Source organism: Bradyrhizobium mercantei (genome assembly GCF_001982635.1).
In the GTDB taxonomy this organism is placed as follows: domain Bacteria; phylum Pseudomonadota; class Alphaproteobacteria; order Rhizobiales; family Xanthobacteraceae; genus Bradyrhizobium; species Bradyrhizobium mercantei.
Window position 1 is genome coordinate 26,951 of sequence record NZ_MKFI01000012.1, and the last position, 19,596, is coordinate 46,546.

Genomic DNA, 19,596 nt, shown 5'->3' on the forward strand with positions numbered 1-19,596 from the left:
TTCGGCCCACGGAGCGACGGTCCCGCCCAATTGCGGATGCGGCCAATTTGGCGCGACGGGCAACTCAGCCAGAGTCTATCAAGACATAACGGCGAAACCGAAGGGCAAAGCTCGGACAAATCATGTCGCGAGAATGCGACGCTGTCGCGTCACCCACATCTGTCATCGCCCGGCTCGCCGCCTCCGCTAAAGCTTCGGCGCGCCAGGGACTCACGGCCTCGTCGAAGCCTTGGCGAAGACGGGACCGGGCGATCCAGTACGCCGCGGCTTCTCGGCTCAAGCTCTGCTGTCTCTGGAATACTGGATCACCCGCTTTCGCTTTCGCGGGTGATGACACCGAAGAACGGTCCGACCGTTGAATCAGACGTCGCCCGCCTAATGCGGCCGCGACATCATCGCCACCACGGCGGAGCGGGTCTCGACGCCGAGTTTCTCGAAGATGTGGATCAGGTGCGTCTTCACCGTCGCCAGACCGATGTTCAGGCATTCGCCGATCTCGCGGTTGGTCCGGCCGCAGCACAGGAGCTCGACGACCTCCATCTCGCGCGAGGTTAGTCCATAGCGCGCCGGCTCGTCGGCGTTCGACGACAGGCGGCTGGTCAGGTTGAACTCGAGATAGTCGTGGATCTTCTCGGCGATGTGCATGCTGCCGTCGGGGATCGCGCAGCCCGGCGCCCAGAGCACGCTCATCCCGGCCACGATCCGGTCGTTGCGGCGGAAGAAGAACTCGATCATGTCGGCAACGCCGCATTGACCCGCGAAGGCACGGTAGGTCGCCGCCTCCTGTGACGCGCATTGGTCGAGCGCGACACTCAGCCGCGCGATCGGGCGGTTGCTCGCGGAGCGCGGATGCAACGGATCGAGCCGGTTCATGCCGGCGAGATACTGGTCGTGAAAGCTCGGCGGGACGTTGCTGGAGAGCACGAAGCGGTTGAGCGTCAGATTGCCGTCGACCTCGTAGAACGCGGTCGCGGAACCCTCGAGAATCCCCCGTGCGAACTGAATGGCTTGCGTGGTTGCCGGATCCGGTCGGCCCAGAAGCGCGATCATGACCTACCTCCCGATGTTTCCCGATGGCGAACGTCTGCGCGTCGCATGGTTGTCACGCTGGGGCAGCCGCGGAGCATAGTCAAGCAAATTGCGGGCCAGACCGGCGCCACGCACAATCCCGGCAACGGTTACGCCGAAGTAACCCGGCGGCCCCCTCCACCATCCGGTTGATTGCGAGCGATGCGACCCATGCGGAACTTTTGCACGTCCCCAATGGCATTGCTGGATCAAGAATGAATTCGCGTCGCATCATGGCCGCCTTCCCGTCCGCGGCCGACGAACAGGTCACGCTCGCCAACTGGCGTCAGCATCCCTTCAATGAATGGGCATTCCGCAATGTCCGCGAGCTGCTGCCGACCGCGAACATCGCACGCGCCCAGGCGCCGGCGCCGCTGTCCTTTGCGCCGCGCTATCTCGACGACGTCAGCTTCGCCGATCCGCGCGGCGAGACGATCAACGTCGGCCAGGCCCTGCGTGCCAGCCACACTGACGGCATCGTGGTATCGCATCGCGGACAGGTCGCGTTCGAATGGTATGCCCACGGCCTGACGCCTGATACGCCGCATCTGATCTTTTCCGTCAGCAAGTCGGTCGCTGGAACGCTTGGCGGCATCCTTGCCGATCACGGCAAGCTCGATCCCGACGCGCCGGTGACGCGCTACATCCCGGAGATGGAGGGATCGGTCTATGGCGGCAGCTGCACGGTGCGGCATCTGCTCGACATGAGCGTCGGCATCCGCTTCGACGAGGATTACATGGCGCGCGACGGCGACGTCATGAACTACCGGCGCTCGACCGGCTGGGAGCCGCCGGATCCAAGCATTCCGCCGAGCAATCTGCGCGACTATCTGCGCACGCTGCGGCCGAATGGCGCGCCGCATGGCCAGATCTTCCATTATGTCTCGACCAACACCGACGTGCTTGGCTGGGTCTATGAGCGCGCCTGCGGCATGTCCTACGCAAAAATTCTCTCGTACTATCTGTGGCAGCCAATGGGCGCCGAGCACGATGCCTACATCACCGTCGATTCGCGCGGCGCGGCGCGCGTCGCTGGCGGCATCTGCGCGACGCTGCGCGACCTCGCGCGGTTCGGCGAGACGATGCGCAATCACGGCATCAGCAACGGGCGGCAGGTCGTGCCGGGCTGGTGGGTCGACGACATCAGGCGGAACGGCAATGCCGAGGCATGGTCGCGCGGCGACCTGACGAAAGTGTTTCCGAACGGAAATTATCGCAACAAGTGGTACACGATCGACCGGCGCGAAACTCCGTTTGCCGCTGTCGGCATCCATGGCCAATGGATCTACATCGATCCGGCCAACGAGACGGTGATCGCGCGCGTCTCCTCGCAGCCGCTGCCGATGGACCTCGATCTCGATCACATGTGGATGCGCGGCTATCGCGCGATCGCGGCGAAACTTGCCGGCAAGGCCTGACTGCTTGCGACAGGGGGACATCATGGGACCATCGATCAACCGCCGCCGTCTGCTGCAGATCGGCGCTGGTGCAGGCCTAGGCATTGCGGTGCCAAATCTTGCGATGCCGGGCATCGCGCGGGCCAGCACGAAGACGATCACGGCGGTCATGCACGCACCGCTGCGCGCCACTGATCCGATCATGACGACGGCGTGGACCGCGCGCAACCATGGCTACATGATCTATGACACGCTGTTCTCGACCAATTCGAAATTCGAGATCAAGCCGCAGATGGTCGAGGCCTGGGAGGTCTCGTCCGATGGCCTGACCTACACCTTCCGCCTGCGGCCCGGCCTCAAATTCCATGACGGCAGCGCGGTGACGTCGGGCGACGTGATCCCCTCGCTGCAGCGCTGGGCCAGGCGCGACACGATGGGCCAGAAACTGTTCGAGTTCGTCGCCGAGCTGAAGGCGGCCGACGAACGCAGCTTCCGCATGGTGCTGAAGGAGCCGTGCGGCTTCGTGCTGGCGGCGCTCGGCAAGCCGACCGCCAACGTGCCCTTCATCGTGCCGGCGCGGATTGCCGCAACGCCTGCGGACCAGGCCATCACGGATCATCTCGGCTCCGGACCCTTCCGCTTCGTGACGGCGGAATTTCAGCCCGGCGTCAAGGCCGCGTACGAGAGGAATCCAGACTACGTGTCGCGCGACGAACCGTCCGACGGCACCGGCGGCGGCAAGGTGGTGAAGATCGGCCGCTACGAATGGATCAGCGTACCGGACTTCCAGATCGCGACCAACGCGCTGATGAACGACGAGATCGACTATTTCGAGGTGCCGCCGCACGACCATCATGCGATGCTCGCGCGCGCCGCGAATGTCGAGCTGACCGACTACAATACGCTCGGCTTCTCCGGCATGTGCCGGATGAACTGGCTGGTGCCGCCGTTCGATCGGCCCGAGATCCGCCAGGCGGTGCTGCATGCCGTGAACCAGAGGGACTGGCTCGACACCCAGATCGGCAACCCCGACTACTACAAGGTCACGCCCGCGATCTTCGTCGCCGGCACGCCGTTCGAAAGCGCGGTCGGCTGGTCGACCAGGGCCGACACCGCAAAGGCCAAGGAGCTGCTCAAGCAGGGCGGCTACAAGGGCGAGCCGATCACGATCCTGCACGCGACCGACGCTCCGATCATCACCGCGCTCGGCACGGTCACCGCGGAGGCGCTGCGCGCGATCGGGATGAACGTCAATTTGCTGGCGATGGACTGGGGTTCGGTGGTGGCGCGGCGCGCCAAGCAGTCGATGCCGGCCGAGGGCGGCTGGTCGCTCTACCATTCGACCTGGGCCAGCGCCGACCTGGTCAATCCGATCGGCAATGCCTGCGTCAACGGCAAGGGCAAGAATGGCGGCTTCTTCGGCTGGGTCGAGGACGCCGAGCTCGAGCGGCTGCGCGACGGTTTTGCCCGTGCTACGGCGCCGCCGGACCAGAAGGCGCTGGCCGGCAAGATCCAGGCGCGCGCCTATGAGGTAGTTACCCACGTGCCGACCGGCCAGTACAATCAGCCGGCCGCGACGCGGAAGGCGCTGAAGGACATCGTTCGCGCACCGGTGCCGCTGTTCTGGAACGTCGACAAGACCGGCTGACGGCTATTCGATCGGCGGCCGCCGCGTGTGCCAATCGGTGACCGACTGGAACGCGCAACCGGCGCGGACCAGCACGTCTTCGGCCAGATGCGGGCCGACCAGCTGCATGCTGAGCGGCATCTGGTCCGACGCCATGCCCATCGGCAGCGTGATGGTCGGGCTGCCCGAGAAGTCGAACACTGCCGTGAAGCGGAGAATGCTCAGGAGCACGCTGGGATCGGCGCCATACTCGCTCATCTTCGTCAGCGTCGGGATCGGCACCGGCATCGTGGGGATCAGGAGGAGATCGATATCCTCGAACATCGCGGCCAGACTTCCGCTGAACTTCAGCCGCTCGTGATGAATCGCGGCGATGTCGACGCCGCTCACAGATCTGCCCTGCTCGATCAGCTGGGCGAGGTCCGGTCCGTAGTCCGACTTCTGCGACGGGTAGGTGTCCAGATGCGCCTCGGCGGTCTCCACCGAGCACATCGCAATCCACTGGCTGACGAGCTTCTGATAAGGCGGGAAATGCACCTCGCGGATGTCGGCACCGAGCGCGGCGAGCGTGCGCTCGGCCTGCAGCAAGGCGGTCACAACCTGCCGATCGATGCCCTCCTGGGTGTACCTGCGATCGACGCCGATCCGAAGGCCCCTGACGCCATGGCCTGCCCCGGCCAGATAGTTCGGCACCGGCGCCCGCAAGGCGGTCGGATCGTTGGCGTCGGCGCCCGCGATGACGCCGAGCATCGCCGCCGCATCCGCGGCGCTCCGGCACATCGGTCCGACGTGATCGAGCGAGTCGGCCAGCGGAAAGATGCCGTGCCGGCTGACGCGGCCCCAGGTCGGCTTGATGCCGGTCAAGCCGCAGGTCGCCGACGGAAACCTGATCGATCCGCCGGTGTCGCTGCCGATCGAGCCGTAGCAGAGCCCTGCCGAAGTCGCGACGCCAGATCCGCTCGACGACGAGCCGACCCAATAATTCACATTCCACGGATTGAGCGGGGCCGGAATTGCAGGATGATGGCTGGTATAGGCGCCCTCCGTCATCTTCAGCTTGCCGAGCGTGATCGCACCGGCGACTTCGAGCCGGTCCACGATCGTGGCATTGAAGGACGGCACGAACTTGGCGTGGATCGTGGTGCCGCCCGCGGTCGGCGCGAACGTCGTGTAGCAGAGGTCCTTCAGCCCGATCGGAACGCCATGCAGCGGGCCGCGCCAGATGCCCTTGGCGATCTCCGCGTCGTACTGCCTGGCCTGGGCCATGGCCCGCTCCGCAAGGACGAGCGCGTAGCCGTGAAACTGTCCATCCAGTTTCGCGATCCGGCTCAGGATCGCCTCGGTGATCTCCGACGGTTTTGCCTCCCTGCGGCGAAACAGTTCGGATATCTCGGTGATCGACTTGTAGTGCAATGGATCCGCTGACATCTGATGCCCTGTTGTTGTCGGATAAAGCCGGCGCGGATCGCCGCCGCGGGCAGCGATCACGTCGCTATGCTGACGGCCGGACGTGCCTAGAACTGGACGCCGCGCGTCAACGCACCGTCCACCACGAGATTGGTTCCGGTGATGAAGCTCGCCGCCTTGCTCGCCAGGAACACGGCGGCATTCGCCATCTCCTGCGGCGTGCCCATGCGGCCGGTCGGGTTGAGCGCCAGCGCGGTCTTGTACAGTTCGGGATTGCCGTCCTTGATCATGTTCCAGACACCGCCCTCGAAATAGGTGTTGCCCGGCGACACCGAATTGGCCCGGATGCCCTTGGCCGCGAGCTGGTAGGCGAGCCCTTGCGTGTAGTGGATGATCGCGGCCTTGAACGTGCCGTAAGGACCGCTGGCGAAATCGACTTCGCGCCCCGACACGCTGGAGATGGTGACGATCGCGGCCGCCTTGCTCTTCTCGAGATGCGGCATCGCGGCGTTGACGAGACGCACCGTCCCCATCATGTCGGTGGAGAATTCCTTCTCCCAGCTCTCCTCGTCCTGCCCGATCGAGAGCGCGCTGACATTGGCGACCACGACGTCGATGCCGCCGAGCTTGGACGCCATGTCGGCGACCCAGGCGTTCAGCGCCGGCCCATTCGAGACGTCGACGGCACCGCCGAACGCCGCGACGCCCTTGGCCTTGATCGCGGCAACGGCGCTATCGACATCCGCCTGGTTGCGCGCACAGATGCCGACATTGGCGCCCTCTGCCGCAAACGTGTCGGCGATCGCCCTGCCGATGCCCTTGGTGCTGCCGGTGACGAGAACCTTTGCTCCCTTGAGTCCCAGATCCATGTCCATTCCCTCCGTTATTATCGATTATGGAAACTGCACTTCACCACGTGGCGCAGCCGGTCAAAGCAGCAGCTGCGCACGAACATTATCCTCGTTGACCTCCTCGCCGGCCAGCGATCGCGTGATCTTGCCCTTCTCCATGATGTAGCAGCGCTGGGCGATCTCCAGGATGGTGTCGAGATTCTGCTCGACGAAGATGATCGTGGTGCCGAGCTCGCTGCGGAACGATTTCAGCGCCTCGCAGATGTGCTGCACGATCGACGGCTGGATGCCCTCGGACGGCTCGTCGAGGATCATCAGCGACGGATTGCCGATCAGCGCGCGGCCGATCGCCAGTTGCTGCTGCTCGCCGCCCGACATGGTGCCCGCGATCTGCCGGCGACGCTCCTTCAGGCGCGGGAAATACTGGTAGACGAGCTCGGGTAGCTTCTTTCCGTCCGGCCCGCCGATCAGCTCGCCGACCTGCAAGTTCTCCTCCACGCTCATCTGCGGAAACACGTCGCGGCCCTGCGGGATGTAGCCGAAGCCTGCGCGCGCCCGCGCATCGGCCTCGAGCTGCGTCACATCCTGATCCATGAAGGTGATGGTGCCGCGCCAGCTCTGCAGCAGGCCGATCAGGCAGCGCATCAGGGTCGACTTGCCGACGCCATTGCGGCCGATCACACCGACGATCTCGCCGCGCGAGACCTGCATGCTGACGCCCTGCAGGATCGGCGTCGCGCCATAGCCCGCCCAAAGTCCCGACACCTCCAGAATGCGATCAGTGGGCATGGGTCTTACCCAGGTAGATTTCCGCGACCTTCTGGTCTTCCAGGATGGCCTCGAGGCTGCCGCGCGCGAAGATCTTGCCGAGATGCAGCACCGTGACGCGCTGGGCGACCTGCCGCACGAACGCCATGTCGTGCTCGACGACCAGCACGGTCATGCCTTCGGCGTTGAACGACTTGATCAGCTCGCCGGTTTTGTAGGTCTCCTCCGGCGACATGCCGGCTGTCGGCTCGTCCAGCAGCAGCAGCTGCGGCCGCAACGCCAGCGCCATCCCGATCTCCAGCCATTGCTGCTGGCCGTGCGACAGCGCGCCGGCGAGCTTGCCGCCGTCATCGGCCAGATTGAGCAGCGCCAGCAGCCGCTCCTCTTCAGCAACCCGCTCGGCGCCCGAGAGCCGTTCCTGCAACGCGATCTGGATGTTCTGCCGCACCGGCAGCTCCTTGAATACGCTCGGCGCCTGCATCTTGATGCTCATGCCCCGCTGCACCCGCGCGTAGGGCCGCTCGGCGGTGATCTCGACGGAATCGAAGAAGATGCTGCCCGTGGTCGGCGGATAAAGCCCGACGATCAGCTTGAACAGCGTGCTCTTCCCGGCCCCATTGGGCCCGATCAAGCAGTGCACCTCGCCGGCATTGACCGAGAGATCAACCTCGGAGACGGCGGTCAATCCACCGAAACGCTTGGAGACGCCTTTCACATCGACCAGTGCCATGGCTCAGGTCTCATCCGATTGCAGACGGCCGGCGTCGGCCAGCGCCGGGCCCTCGTCGCGCCGCCGGCGCCTGCTCCACCAATCGACAACGAGCTTGCCGATCCCGAGCACGAACCCCTGCGGCGCCAGCATCACGGTGGCGAGCAGCAGCACGCCCATCAGCACCAGCGCGGCTTGCTGGCTGTAGACCGTGATGGTCTGGAAGCCGAACAGCAGCAGGAACGACCCGACCAGGGTCGCGGTCAGATCGTTGCGTCCGGAGAACGCCACCCACACGATCGGCATCGCCGCCGCCGGCAGGCCGATGCTCGACGGCGTGATGAACTGCCCCCACGACGTGTACAGCGCACCGCTGAGCCCTGCGAGGCCGCTGCCGATTACGAAGGTCAGCAACTGATATTTGCGGACGTCGTAGCCGAGCATCTCGGCACGCTGCGGGTTCTCACGCGTCGCCACGATCACGTTGCCGACGCTCGAGTTCACCAGCATGCGCAGCGCGATGTAGACGATCACGATCAGCGCGATCATGACGTAATAAAGTGCGGATCCCTCGATATCGAAGTCGCCGACGGTCAGCGGGTCCATGCCCTTCATGCCGTTGAAGCCGTTCAGACGCGCCGGCCCGATGTGCCATTCCGGCCCGGCGGTCTGTCCAAGGAAGAAGGCCAGCACCAGCGTCGCCGACAGCGTCACGATGCCGAAGAAGATGCCGCTGATGCCGCCCCAGATCATGAAGTAGCCGAGGATCCCCGCTGCGATCATCGCGATGACGACCGAGAGGACAAGCGCGGCGATCGTCGCCGTTCCGCCGCCCATGTTGATGGCGAGCACGCCGTAACCGTAGCCGGCGATGCCGAAGAAGAAGGTCTGGCCGAAGGACAGCATTCCGCCGTAGCCCCACATCAGGCAGAGCCCGAGCGCCATGAAGATCCAGATCAGGAAGTAGGCGAAATTGCCGACATCATAGGAATCCGCGAACACCGGATAGATCAGCGCGCCCGCCAGCACGGCAAGGAAGCAGGACCAGAAGATCCTGCCGCGTCCGAGCGTCTGCGGGCCATCGAGCAGCTTCAACATCGGATATTCCCGTCTAGCGCCCACGGCGAACCAATACGCTGGATAGCCCTTCGGGCAGGACACGGATGATCAGGATGACTGCAAACAGCATGCCGATCTGGCCGATGATCTGGCCATAACTCGCATTCAGCGCCATCCGGATGATCGCCAGGAACACGGCGGCCGGCGCGGTTCCGAGCAGGACGTTGGCGCCGCCGATCACGACCGTGACGAAGCTCTCGACCACGAAGGTCGCGCCCATGGTCGGGATCAGCGTCATGGTCGGCGCGTAAAGCGCGCCGCAAAGTCCCGCGAGCGCCGTGCCGATGCCGAAGCTGATCGAGTAGATGCGACCGGTGCGCGCGCCCAGCGCCTTGGCCATCGCCGCGTTCTGCATCGTTGCCCGTGCGACCACGCCGAAACGGGTCTTCATGAAGATGATGTAGAGCCCGGCCAGCACCGCCACCGCAGCGCCAAACAGCACCAGCCGGTAGGTCGAGAACGTGTAGCCGCCGATCGCGAAGCTGCCTTCGGGCGTGCCGATCCCGCGCACTGCGGAACCGACGATCAACAGCATCGATTGCGTCACGATCAGGCTGAGGCCCCAGGTGGCGAGCAGCGAGTCGAGCGGACGCTTGTAGAAGCGCCGCACGATCAAGAACTCGACGATCATGCCAATGATCCCGGCAGTCAGTGCGGCCAGGATCTGGGCGATCGGAAGCGGCACGCCGAGATTCACCAGACCCACGGTCACGTAGGCGCCGCACATGATGAACTCGCCATGCGCCATGTTGATGACGCCCATCATGCCGAACACGATGGCAAGGCCTGCAGCCGACAGGATCAGGAACGCGAAGACGTCGGCGAACTGATAGAATACCGAGAAGAGTTCAGCCGACATTCCGCTCTCCGTGATCACGGCGCCGCATCATTGCGGCGCCGGTTCGCTTGGAAGTCATGACGCACAACACGAGCAAGATTCGTGCCCGTGCGCGTCACGATTTGCTGGGAAGATGACTCGGCGTGTACTGATCCTTGTCGTTCTTCTTGGTGAGATCGCAGCCGATCTCGCCCAACCAATACGGCTGGATCGTCCCGTAGTCCTTCTCGACGGTCACCTCATGCTTGGGCCCGACCGAGATCAGGCGCATGCGGTGCGACGTATGCTGGCTCTTCGGGTCGATGCAGACCTTGCCCTCGGGAGCGTCGATGCAGGCATCGCCTGATGCGATCACCTTGCGCATGTCCTCGAGCTTGGTCGACTTCGCCTTCTCGACCAGCGCCTTGTACATGTAGAGCGCGTTGTAGGCGTTGTAGCCCATATCGTTGATGTAGAGCTCGTCGGGGAACTTGGCGTGCCAGCGCTTCTTGAAGTCGTTGGCTTCAGGCGTGTCGATCTCCTCGAACCAGTTCGCGGTCGCATGCATGTTGTTGAGCGCCGGCGGCTTGAACCGCTTGTGCTCGAAACCGAGCATGATCTTGATCGAGGACCCCATCGGCAGATTGAGGTTGGCCGCGGCCGCCTGCTCGAAGAACGAATCCTGCGCGGCGCCGACATTGATCGTCAGCAGCCAGTCCGGCTTCGCCTTCTGGATGTTCTGGATCGTCTGCGCGAACTGCGAGACGCCGAGCGGGATGAATTCCTCGCCCACGACCTCGCCGCCGAGATCCTTCATGATCTTGCGGTTCCACTCCGCCGAGATCTGTCCGAAATTGTAGTCGGCGGCGATCACGTAGACTTTCTTGCCGAACTTCTGGACCATCCAGGGGATCAGGGTCGAGAACTGCTGCTCCGGCACCGCCCCCATGCTGATCATGCTGGCGTCGCAGACGCCGCCTTCATACTGGTTCGTATAGAAATACGGCGTGGTGGTGCGATCGACGATCGGGCGCAATGCCTCGCGCGACGCCGAGGTGATGCCGCCGATCAGCACGTCGACCTTGTCGCGATTGAGCAGCCGCCGGCCGAACTCCTGATAGCGGGCATTGTCGCCTTGGGGATCAAGATGGATCAGCTCGATCTGGCGGCCGAGAATGCCGCCGCTCTTGTTGATCTCCTCGACCGCGAGCTGCGAGCCGTGCAGCTTCGGCATGCCCATGAATGCGAGGTCGCCGGAGACGTCCTCCAGCAAGCCGACCTTCAGCGGCGGTTCTGCCGCCCGAGCGCTACCAATTGGCGCCGTTCCGAGCATTGCACCAAGCAAAGCCATTCCGATTAGTCGCCCCGAATACATCGCGATATCCCCTGTCGTTGAAGGATGTTTGAAGTTTCACGCCTTGAGGTAATTCTTCAGGATCGATGCTCCCATCGTGTATTTGGGGTCGACCATGTTGCCGAGCCGCATGCGGCCGGCCTGGCTCAGCAGCATGTAGGCGTCGATCTCATCGAAGCCGTAATCGGCGCTCATCCATCGCACCAGCTCGCGATAGGCGATCCGCGCCGCGTCTTCGAGCGGACGTGCGCTGCCGATCGTCATGATGAAGTCGCGCGTTTCCAGCCGCGGCCAGGCAAAGCTCCAGTTCTTGATCAGATCGATCTGCAGCGTCACGGTCGCGCGCTGCTCGAGCGCGACGCCGGAAAGCTCGCCATCGCCCTGCGTGGCGTGGCAGTCACCGACATAGAGCAGCCCGCCGTCGGCATGCACCGGCAGATAGATGATCGCGCCCGGTGCGACGTCCGGCAGATCCATGTTGCCGCCGTGATAGTCCGGCTGCAGCGAGGAGATCGCCTCGATCTCGGGCGACACGCCGATCGTGCCGATGAACGGCTCATAGGGCAGCGTGATCTTGTCGTTCCAGCGCACGCCGTTGCGGTCGACATGCAGCTTCTTGACGCGCTCCGGCAGCGGCGGATTGAGCAGCGCCGTCGATGCGGTCCCGACCAGGCCGCCGAATTCCGGAATGATGCAGGTCGTGCCGGCCGGCTGCGCACCGCGGGTCTCGACGTCGCGGATATAGACGGCGAGGCAATCGCCCTTCTTGGCGCCCTTCACCGCGATCGGCCCGCATTGCGGATTCAGGTAGGGGAAGTTCAGCTTGGCGGTGGGGCTATCGTTCTCGCTCGTCAGCACGCCGCCGAAGGCATCTTCGGTCTCGACGACCACCACCCCGCCGGGATCGATCGACAGCGTCGGCTTGGCATAGGGGCCGTAGACGTAATGGAAACCGCCCTGCTGCTCGATCGTCAGACTATGGGTCGTGCCGGTTGCGCCCTTGGCGACGGCCCGCTTGGCCATGATGGAACTCTTCAACCAGTCTTCGGTCATGCGAACGGCTCCTTGAACTCAAATCGCGGGATGGCGCTTATGCCAGTCGGTGACGCGCTGGAAGGCATCGCCCGCGCGGACGAGGCTTGCCTCGTCGAAGTGACGGCCGACGAACTGGAAGGCGACCGGACCGCCGTTCGGCGCGAAGCCGCCGGGAAGCGTCACGGTCGGGCTGCCGGTCATGTCGAACGGACAGGTGAAACGCAGCAGCCCGGTGATCAGCGACGGGTCCTCACCCAGCGCCGCCATCTTGGCCAATGTCGGCGCGGCGAATGCCTGGGCCGGGACCGCGAGGAGATCGACCGTCTCGAACAGCAGCCGCACCGCACCGCGAAACGCTTCGCGCCGCAGCACGATCTTCTGATAGTCCATGCCGGATTGCGCCCGGCCGAGATCAAGCAGGCCGGCGAGCGCCGGGCCGTATTCGTCCTTGCGTGCGGGATAGGTTTCCTCATGCGCGACGGCCACTTCGATGCCGCACAGCGGGAACCAGTCCTCGATCACAGCCTTGGGGTCGGGGAACGTGATGTCCTTGATCTTCGCGCCGAGGTCGGCGGCGACGCGCAGACCTTCGCTGAGCACCTTGCCGGCGGCCTCGTCGGTGCCCTCGCTGGTCCAGCGCCGATCGACCCCGATCGACACCCCGCGCAGATCTCCGGTCAGGCCGGCGAGATAGTCCGGCACGGGCAGCGGCACCGAGGTGGTGTCCTTGGGATCCTGGCCGGCGATCACGGCCAGTATCGCGCCACAATCGGCGGCGTTGCGCGCCATCGGACCGATATGGTCGAGCGTCGCCGCGAGCTCGAAGGCGCCGTAACGGCTGACGCGGCCCCAGGTCGGCTTTAGCCCGGTGATGCCGTTGGCGGCCGACGGAAAGCGGATCGATCCGCCGGTGTCGGTTCCAAGCGAGCCGAAGCAGAGCCCGGCGGCGGTGGCAACACCGGAACCGCTCGAGGACGCGCCGGACCACAGATCGGCATTCCACGGATTCTTCGGCGGATCGATCTTCGGATGATGGTCGGCATAGGCGCCCTCGGTCTGCTGCAGCTTGCCGAGGATGATGGCGCCGGCATCCTTCAGCCGGGCGACGACGGTGGCATCCTCGGTGGGGCGGAAGTCACGGTGGATCGTCATGCCATGCGCGGCCGGCGCGCCCTTGGCCCAGCACAGATCCTTGACCGCGATCGGCACGCCGTGCAGCGGCCCCCTGATCTTGCCGGACGCGATGTCCTTCTCGGCAGCGGCCGCTTCGGCGAGCGCTGCATCGCCCATCACATGGGCGTAGCTCTTGAGCTTGCCGTCGAGCTGCTCGATCCGCCCGAGCATCGCCTTGGTCACCTCGACCGGCGAGAGCTTCCTGGCCTGGATTTGCTGCCCGACCTCAATCAGTCCGAGATAGTGAAGATCCGTCGTCGGCATCGTTTCTCATCCCCGCACTTGGCACCGCATTTGGCAGGACGCAAGCGCAGGCACTGCCCATCACCGCGCATGCGCCTCCGGCTTGGCGACACGGACGTGTCGCCAATTTGTTTGGCGGCAAAAGCAAAAAGCCACCCGCCCCTCCGAAACGAAGGTGACGAATGGCCCAAATGCCGCGGCTATGAACTATCGCGTGGGGCTCTGGATCGAACGGAGCACTCTGCGCGGCGATCGGGACGTCATCGGCCAAATCGACGCACGCAAGGTTCGACAGGAAGCCCTGTAGGAGAAAATTCTAAGGAGGTGTGCAGCGCGTTGTCAACGAGGCTGGTTGCACAAATTTCGCGAGGTGCATGCGCAGCAAATCGGCATGACCTCTTGCGCCGACCTCTGCGAAGATGATTTCCTTCCTCAAGTTGCACTGAAAGTCGTCGATGACAAAGCCGTCCATTCCCGTTGGCATCATCTGCTCGCAGCACGGGCCTTATCAGGCCATGGGCCGCGAGATCCTCAAGAGCGCCATGATGGCGGTCGACGAGATCAACGAGCAGGACGAGTTCGACTTCGCGATATCAGCGCATATCCGCGATCCCCGCGGCATCATTTCGGAATACCACACGGTCTGCGACGACCTCATTCGCAATGTCGGGGTCGAGCACATCATCGGCTGCTACACCTCGGCCTCCCGCAAGCAGGTGCTGCCGATCGTCGAACGCACCGACCGCCTGCTCTGGTACCCGGCGCGCTACGAAGGGTTCGAATGCTCCGACAACGTCATCTATGTCGGCGCTTCGCCCAATCACAACGTGCTGCCGCTGGTGCGCTACGTGCTCGACAATCTGTCGCGCGAGATCTTCTGCGTCGGCTCCAACTATGTCTGGACCTGGGAAACCAATCGCGTCACCCGCGAGCTGGTGACGGCGGCGCGCGGGAAGATTCTTGCGGAACGCCTGCTCGAGCTCGGTGAAAGCGCGGTCGCGCATATCGTCGACGAGATCGTGCGGCGGCGGCCGCCGGTCGTCTTCAATACGCTGGTCGGCAGCTCGAGCTATGATTTCATCCGCGCGTTCCACGCCGCAACCAGCGCGGCCGGCCTCGACATCCCGATGCTGAGCTGCAGCCTGTGCGAGCCCGAGCTGAAGATCGCCGGCCCCGCATCGGCCGGATGCATCACGTCATCGGCCTATTTCGAAAGCATTCGCCTGCCCGAGAATCAGGCCTTCGTCGCGCGCTGGAAGGCGCGCCACGGCGACCACTCTAGCCCGTCCGTCGACGGCCAATCCGCCTATGTCGCGGTCTATCTGCTGGCCCGCGCACTGCAGCGCGCCGGAACGTCCGATATCGGCGAGGTGCGGCGCGCGGCGGCCGGCCATCGCTACAATTCGCCGCAAGGTCCGGTCTGGATCGACGGCAGCAACAACCACTGCGTCCTGACGCCGCGGCTCGCCGTCTCCAACGCCGAAGGCCAGTTTGATATCTTCTGGGAAGCTGAAGCTCCAGTTAAGCCGGATCCCTATCTGACGCAGCTCGACATCGCCGCCAGCCCTGCAAGGGATGCGACCCTGCCGAATGCGCCACATTTGCGGGTGGTGAAATGAGCAAGCCGTCGTCATTTTCGCTGCGCGGACGCAAGGCGCTCGTCGCCATCAAGGACGAGCGCGACGCCACCATCGTCAGGCGCCAGTTCGAGCGTCTCGGGATCGACATCGCGATATGGGAGCCGAGCTGGGAGCCCGGCGCCAATATCGACTGCCGGCCGGATGTGACGCTGATCGACGACGAGTTTTTGCCGCTCACCTCGGCGGCGCAGCGTGCAGCGCTTGGCCGAAGCCCGGTGATCGCCCTGCTCGGAACGGAGACGCCGAGCCGCCTGAAGCTCGTGCTCGACCTCGATCCGGCCTCGTTCCTGGTCAAGCCGCTGCGCTCGGCCGGCATCTATGCCGCGCTCGTGCTGGCCTTCGAACGAAGCGAGCGCACCAATGAATTGAAGCAGCAGGTGCTCAAGCTCGAGCAGCGGCTGCGTTCGCGCCGCATCGTGCTCGCCGCCGTGCTCCAGGTCATGCATACGCATGCGCTGGCCGAACCGGCCGCCTTTGCGCTGATCCGGCGGTCCGCCATGGAGCAGCGCAAGACCATCGAGGAGCTCTCGGCCGAGATCACGGCAAAGGGCTCCCTGCCCCGAGCGGCCGGTTAGCCGGTCGCGCCGATGCCGGCCCAAGACCGGGCATGACGAGTCCGTGGAGCGATCGGGCACGATTGCCCTGCCGCCGCAGGTGCGCGCCAGCAAAATATCGAAAACAACCCCATGCAAAGGAGCTGGCGGCTGTCGCCGTTCGACACGCGGCTTGTTCGATAGCATCGGCCTTATGGCACCCCATTCATATTCGGCGAGTTCTTAGCGCATGATTCGAGCCCCCAATTTGGGAGTTTGATTCACGGAAGTCCGGCCAAACGCAACGCTTTTGGCTCGGCCCCGTTGCGGACAAAACCAACGGCCAAAACTCGATGCTGCAAGAAGCTCTCAGGTCGAAAGCCGAGCGATATCTCGCAATCGATCGATATCTCGAATCTCAATTCGCCGATAGTCGCACACCAGCACCCCATCGGCCTGTAGCCGTTGCAGGATCTCGTTGACTGTCTTTCGTGTCAGTCCCGTCATTTCGCCCAACGCCTGCTGGCTGAGTGGCAGCGCGTCAAGCCTCGCGGTTGCTTCCGCGATGTCCGAAAGTCGTGCGGCGATTCGTTGGGTGGGTGGCAAGGTCAATACGTCTGCGCCGAACCTCAAGGCAGCGCGGAGCTGACGATAGAGTAGTTTGGCGACGGCGCGCCAGATTTCGGGGCATTGTTCCGCGATGCGGCTCAGCGCGGTGTCCGAGATGACGAGAATCTCGCACGGGATTGCAGCTGCGGCAGTTACGAGACGCCGCCCGCCGCCGAAGCGCACGCTTTGCCCGCCGGCGGTTCCTGGTCCAATGAGCCCAACACGTACGCGTTGTTCGCCTGCTCCATGACAAAAAAGATCGACCGCGCCGTCCACGACGACGAGCAGTCCGGTATCCTCGTCGCCCTCTGCGTGAATCCATGCTCCTGCTGGACGACGGATCAGCCTGCCGTGTTCGACCAATAGCGGGGCAAGCTTGAGGGCGTCGGGCGCCAACCATTCAGCGCCTTCCAAAATCCGACGTGCCTCGTCTGTCGCGCTCACGCCCAATTGTATCGCTGCGACGATCTCAAATCGAGCCCGGTGGAACCAATCGACCTGGCGAAAATCCGGCATTGCCAGGGCAATTTGCCAGCGTTGCTGATTTCCGCGGCGTTAGCTCGGCATCCGAGACGAGCAAAATTTCAGCATGTGCCGCAGTTGTAGGCGTCATCAGACGCATGACGCGCCCAACACATGCTTGTGATGCACCCCTCATGCTCGACTGTAACGCGCGTGACGATCGCCGATCGCGCCTCGTCAGAACAACAATTCGTAACCAACGCTGAAGAGCTACTTGCTCCGCAGTCGTTCGGGCAGGCAGCACCTCCAGGCGGTCTGGTTATTCACGCAATACCGCTGCACGGCATCGACCGTCGCGGTAACTTAAGGAGTTGTCAGATGGCACGTAAACTTGTCTTGGCGGCATCGGTTGTCGCTTTCGCCGCACCATCGCTAACTGCGCTTGCAATCGTCTTAACCTCGCTTTCCGGACCAGCGGCCAGAGCCCAGGGTGGCACCACCCTTTCTCACTGTGTGATCGACACGGAGAGGATGTGTCCTGGCGTCACTCCGGGGGGCGGCACCCTGATCGAATGCCTCAAGCAGCATCCGGACGACGTGAGCGTTGGCTGTGCGAAGGCGCTGCAAGCGGTCAAAGCGAAAATGGGCAAGTAGCCCGATCGGGACGCGCCCAACACATGCTTGTGACGCTCCCTCCTGCTCGACTGTAACGCGAGTGACGATCCCGGATCGCACCTCATCTAACAACGCATCGTAGCCAGCGCTGAACGGTTGCTTGCTTCGCGGTCGCCGAAACAGGCAGCACCTCCAGGCGCTCTGGTTACTCACACGCAACACCGCTGCACGGTGTCGACCGTGGCGGTCACTAAAGGAGTTATCAGATGGTACGTAATCTTGTTTTGGCGGCATCGGTCGTCGCCATCACCGCAACATCGCTGGCTGTGCCGGCAGAAGCCCGGGCGTTCGCAGCAGCTGGCTTTCACGGAGCCGCGGTCGGGCGATTCGGCGGTGGTCACGGCTTCAGCTACGGAGCCTATCGCGGCGGAGGCGCCTATTGGGGTGGCGGATACCGCGTCGGCGGCTGGGCTGGCGGTTGCTGCTACGGAGGCGCGATTGCCGCGGGCACCGTGGCGGGCGCAGCAGTGGGCGCGGCAGCGACATCGGCCTACGCCGCGCCGTCAGCCGTCTATGTCGCGCCGCCGGTCGTCTACGGGTCGCGCGGCTATTACTACGTCCGTTGATCGGCTCGATGCGCGTCAACGAGCGTCCGTCAATATGAGTTGGCACTAGCTCGTCGACCCCACCAGCGTCGCTCTCGTCTGCCGGAATGAAAGCGCCGGCAGACGAGCAGCGGTTTCCTCCCCCACATCAGATCGATACGCGTCATGAGTCTCGACCCGAAGATGGTTTTTGTCCTGCGCGCCATCCACAGCGAAGTCTGCGAGGGCGTTGCTGCGGACGCAGTCACGATCCGTACCCATGTCGCCAGCCGGTTACTCGAGGCGGCGCAGGGCGGCAAGACATTGAAACGAGAGCTGAAGTCCATCGGACGGGCGGCGCTTCTGGAAGCGACGACGATCGATCGTCGACGTCGACTGTCTCACGGCCACGGGAATCACCCTTTGGAGTTCCACAAATGAAGAACAGCATGGGTTTCAGTCGGCGCAATCTTCTCGCTTTGACGGCCGGTGTTCTGCTCACGGGGTGCGAGCAGAACACGTTCGTTCCGCCGCCGCCACGCGTCGTCGAGGTCGCGCACCCCGTTCAGAAGACCTTCACGCGCTATCTGGAGACGACCGGAAATCTGGCGCCGATAAACACCGTCGACCTGGTCGCGCGTGTGCAAGGCTTCCTGCAATCGATCAATTACAAGGACGGCGCTTTCGTGAAGCAAGGCGCCAGCCTGTTCACGATCGAGCCGCAGACCTACAAGCTCCAGCTCGAGCAGGCGCGAGCCGCGGAAGCCGGCGGGCAGGCGACGCTGAAACAGGCTCAGCTCGATTTCCAGCGACAAGCGATCCTGGTCCAGAAGGACGACGTCGCGCAGTCGACGCTCGACGTCTCGACGGCCACGCGCGACAACGCCCAGGCGAGCCGGCGGCAGGCCGAGCTCAACGCCAAGATCGCCGAAATCAATTACGGCTACACCAATGTCGCGGCGCCATTTGACGGCATCGTCACCAATCACCTCGTCTCGGTCGGCGAGCTCGTCGGTGTGGGGTCGCCGACCCAGTTGGCCACCATCGTGGCGCTCGATCCGATCTATGTGAATTTCAACGTCAACGAACAGGATGTTCTGCGAATTCGCGATGTGATGCGGCGGCGCGGCATGACAGCGGACGACCTCAAGCAGGTGCCGGTCGAGGTGGGGCTGCAGACGGATATCGGCTATCCGCATAAGGGCAAGCTCGACTACGTCTCGCCCTCCCTCAACCAGTCGACCGGCACGCTCGCGGCGCGCGGCGTGTTCTCCAACCCCGACCGCGCTTTGCTGCCGGGCTTCTACGTCCGGGTCCGCGTGCCCTTCGACAAGCAGGACGCGTTGCTGGTGCCCGATGTCGCGCTCGGCAGCGATCAGGCCGGACGCTACGTCCTGGTCGTGAACAACGACAATCTGGTCGAGCAGCGCAAGGTGACGGCCGGCCCGCGCGAGGGCGATCTGCGGGTCATCGAACGCGGCCTGAGTGGGGACGACCGCGTCATCACTGCCGGGCTGCTGCGCGCGATTCCCGGTCAGAAGGTCGATCCGCAACTGCGGAAGATCGACGTATCCGAATAGGGGCA

The 19,596-nt window shown here is 64.0% G+C and carries 19 protein-coding genes; 8 read left to right on the forward strand and 11 right to left on the reverse strand.

Annotation, left to right across the window (positions count from 1 at the left end; genetic code table 11):
• Nucleotides 1-375: 375 nt before the first annotated feature.
• Nucleotides 376-1,050, reverse strand: coding sequence for a helix-turn-helix transcriptional regulator (locus BI327_RS38285; protein ID WP_076866802.1), 675 nt, complete (start codon nt 1,048-1,050; stop codon nt 376-378).
• A 233-nt stretch (nt 1,051-1,283) separates the two neighbouring features.
• Between BI327_RS38285 and BI327_RS38290 the strand changes: the two genes are divergently transcribed.
• Nucleotides 1,284-2,486 carry a serine hydrolase domain-containing protein gene (locus tag BI327_RS38290; RefSeq protein ID WP_076866804.1) on the forward strand — a complete coding sequence of 401 codons (1,203 nt, stop codon included), beginning with the start codon at nt 1,284-1,286 and terminating at the stop codon, nt 2,484-2,486.
• 22 nt (nt 2,487-2,508) lie between these two features.
• A complete protein-coding gene (locus BI327_RS38295) occupies nt 2,509-4,113 on the forward strand; it encodes an ABC transporter substrate-binding protein (protein WP_076866806.1) in 1,605 nt (534 codons plus the stop codon).
• A gap of 3 nt (nt 4,114-4,116) precedes the next feature.
• Here BI327_RS38295 and BI327_RS38300 read toward each other — a convergent pair whose 3' ends face one another.
• From BI327_RS38300 to BI327_RS38340, 9 genes are all read right to left on the reverse strand, one after another.
• Entirely contained in the window at nt 4,117-5,520 is a 1,404-nt protein-coding gene (locus BI327_RS38300) for an amidase (protein WP_076866808.1), read from the reverse strand.
• A gap of 86 nt (nt 5,521-5,606) precedes the next feature.
• Nucleotides 5,607-6,368, reverse strand: coding sequence for an SDR family NAD(P)-dependent oxidoreductase (locus BI327_RS38305; RefSeq protein ID WP_076866925.1), 762 nt, complete (start codon nt 6,366-6,368; stop codon nt 5,607-5,609).
• A 60-nt stretch (nt 6,369-6,428) separates the two neighbouring features.
• Complete coding sequence (locus BI327_RS38310) at nt 6,429-7,139, reverse strand: ABC transporter ATP-binding protein (RefSeq protein ID WP_083742386.1); 711 nt, start codon at nt 7,137-7,139, stop codon at nt 6,429-6,431.
• Nucleotides 7,129-7,848, reverse strand: a complete 720-nt coding sequence (locus BI327_RS38315; protein ID WP_076866810.1) for an ABC transporter ATP-binding protein — start codon at nt 7,846-7,848, stop codon at nt 7,129-7,131. Before BI327_RS38315 ends, BI327_RS38310 begins: the two co-directional genes overlap by 11 nt.
• A 3-nt stretch (nt 7,849-7,851) precedes the next feature.
• On the reverse strand, nt 7,852-8,925 hold the full coding sequence (locus tag BI327_RS38320) for a branched-chain amino acid ABC transporter permease (RefSeq protein WP_076866812.1): 1,074 nt from the start codon (nt 8,923-8,925) through the stop codon (nt 7,852-7,854).
• A 13-nt stretch (nt 8,926-8,938) separates the two neighbouring features.
• On the reverse strand, nt 8,939-9,805 hold the full coding sequence (locus BI327_RS38325) for an ABC transporter permease subunit (RefSeq protein ID WP_076866814.1): 867 nt from the start codon (nt 9,803-9,805) through the stop codon (nt 8,939-8,941).
• Between the two features lie 94 nt (nt 9,806-9,899).
• The gene (locus tag BI327_RS38330; protein ID WP_089025712.1) at nt 9,900-11,114 is read right to left on the reverse strand and encodes an urea ABC transporter substrate-binding protein; all 1,215 of its coding nucleotides are present in this window, start codon (nt 11,112-11,114) and stop codon (nt 9,900-9,902) included.
• Between the two features lie 60 nt (nt 11,115-11,174).
• Complete coding sequence (locus tag BI327_RS38335; protein WP_076866817.1) at nt 11,175-12,170, reverse strand: acetamidase/formamidase family protein; 996 nt, start codon at nt 12,168-12,170, stop codon at nt 11,175-11,177.
• A gap of 18 nt (nt 12,171-12,188) precedes the next feature.
• Nucleotides 12,189-13,589: an amidase gene (locus BI327_RS38340; RefSeq protein ID WP_076866818.1), complete on the reverse strand. Its 1,401-nt coding sequence runs from the start codon at nt 13,587-13,589 to the stop codon at nt 12,189-12,191.
• A 434-nt stretch (nt 13,590-14,023) separates the two neighbouring features.
• On the opposite strand from BI327_RS38340, the gene BI327_RS38345 reads away from it, so the two are divergent.
• The gene (locus tag BI327_RS38345; protein WP_076866820.1) at nt 14,024-15,187 is read left to right on the forward strand and encodes a transporter substrate-binding domain-containing protein; all 1,164 of its coding nucleotides are present in this window, start codon (nt 14,024-14,026) and stop codon (nt 15,185-15,187) included.
• Nucleotides 15,184-15,783: an ANTAR domain-containing response regulator gene (locus BI327_RS38350; RefSeq protein WP_076866822.1), complete on the forward strand. Its 600-nt coding sequence runs from the start codon at nt 15,184-15,186 to the stop codon at nt 15,781-15,783. Before BI327_RS38345 ends, BI327_RS38350 begins: the two co-directional genes overlap by 4 nt.
• A 327-nt stretch (nt 15,784-16,110) precedes the next feature.
• Here BI327_RS38350 and BI327_RS38355 read toward each other — a convergent pair whose 3' ends face one another.
• The gene (locus BI327_RS38355) at nt 16,111-16,866 is read right to left on the reverse strand and encodes a Crp/Fnr family transcriptional regulator (protein ID WP_083742387.1); all 756 of its coding nucleotides are present in this window, start codon (nt 16,864-16,866) and stop codon (nt 16,111-16,113) included.
• A gap of 159 nt (nt 16,867-17,025) precedes the next feature.
• Between BI327_RS38355 and BI327_RS43400 the strand changes: the two genes are divergently transcribed.
• From BI327_RS43400 to BI327_RS38375, 4 genes are all read left to right on the forward strand, one after another.
• Nucleotides 17,026-17,466, forward strand: coding sequence for a cysteine rich repeat-containing protein (locus BI327_RS43400; RefSeq protein ID WP_245335059.1), 441 nt, complete (start codon nt 17,026-17,028; stop codon nt 17,464-17,466).
• A 227-nt stretch (nt 17,467-17,693) separates the two neighbouring features.
• Nucleotides 17,694-18,053 carry a hypothetical protein gene (locus tag BI327_RS38365; protein ID WP_076866824.1) on the forward strand — a complete coding sequence of 120 codons (360 nt, stop codon included), beginning with the start codon at nt 17,694-17,696 and terminating at the stop codon, nt 18,051-18,053.
• A 144-nt stretch (nt 18,054-18,197) separates the two neighbouring features.
• Entirely contained in the window at nt 18,198-18,452 is a 255-nt protein-coding gene (locus BI327_RS38370) for a hypothetical protein (protein ID WP_245335060.1), read from the forward strand.
• A complete protein-coding gene (locus BI327_RS38375; protein ID WP_076866826.1) occupies nt 18,449-19,591 on the forward strand; it encodes an efflux RND transporter periplasmic adaptor subunit in 1,143 nt (380 codons plus the stop codon). The genes BI327_RS38370 and BI327_RS38375 overlap by 4 nt, the downstream gene beginning before the upstream one ends.
• The last annotated feature ends 5 nt before the right edge of the window (nt 19,592-19,596 follow it).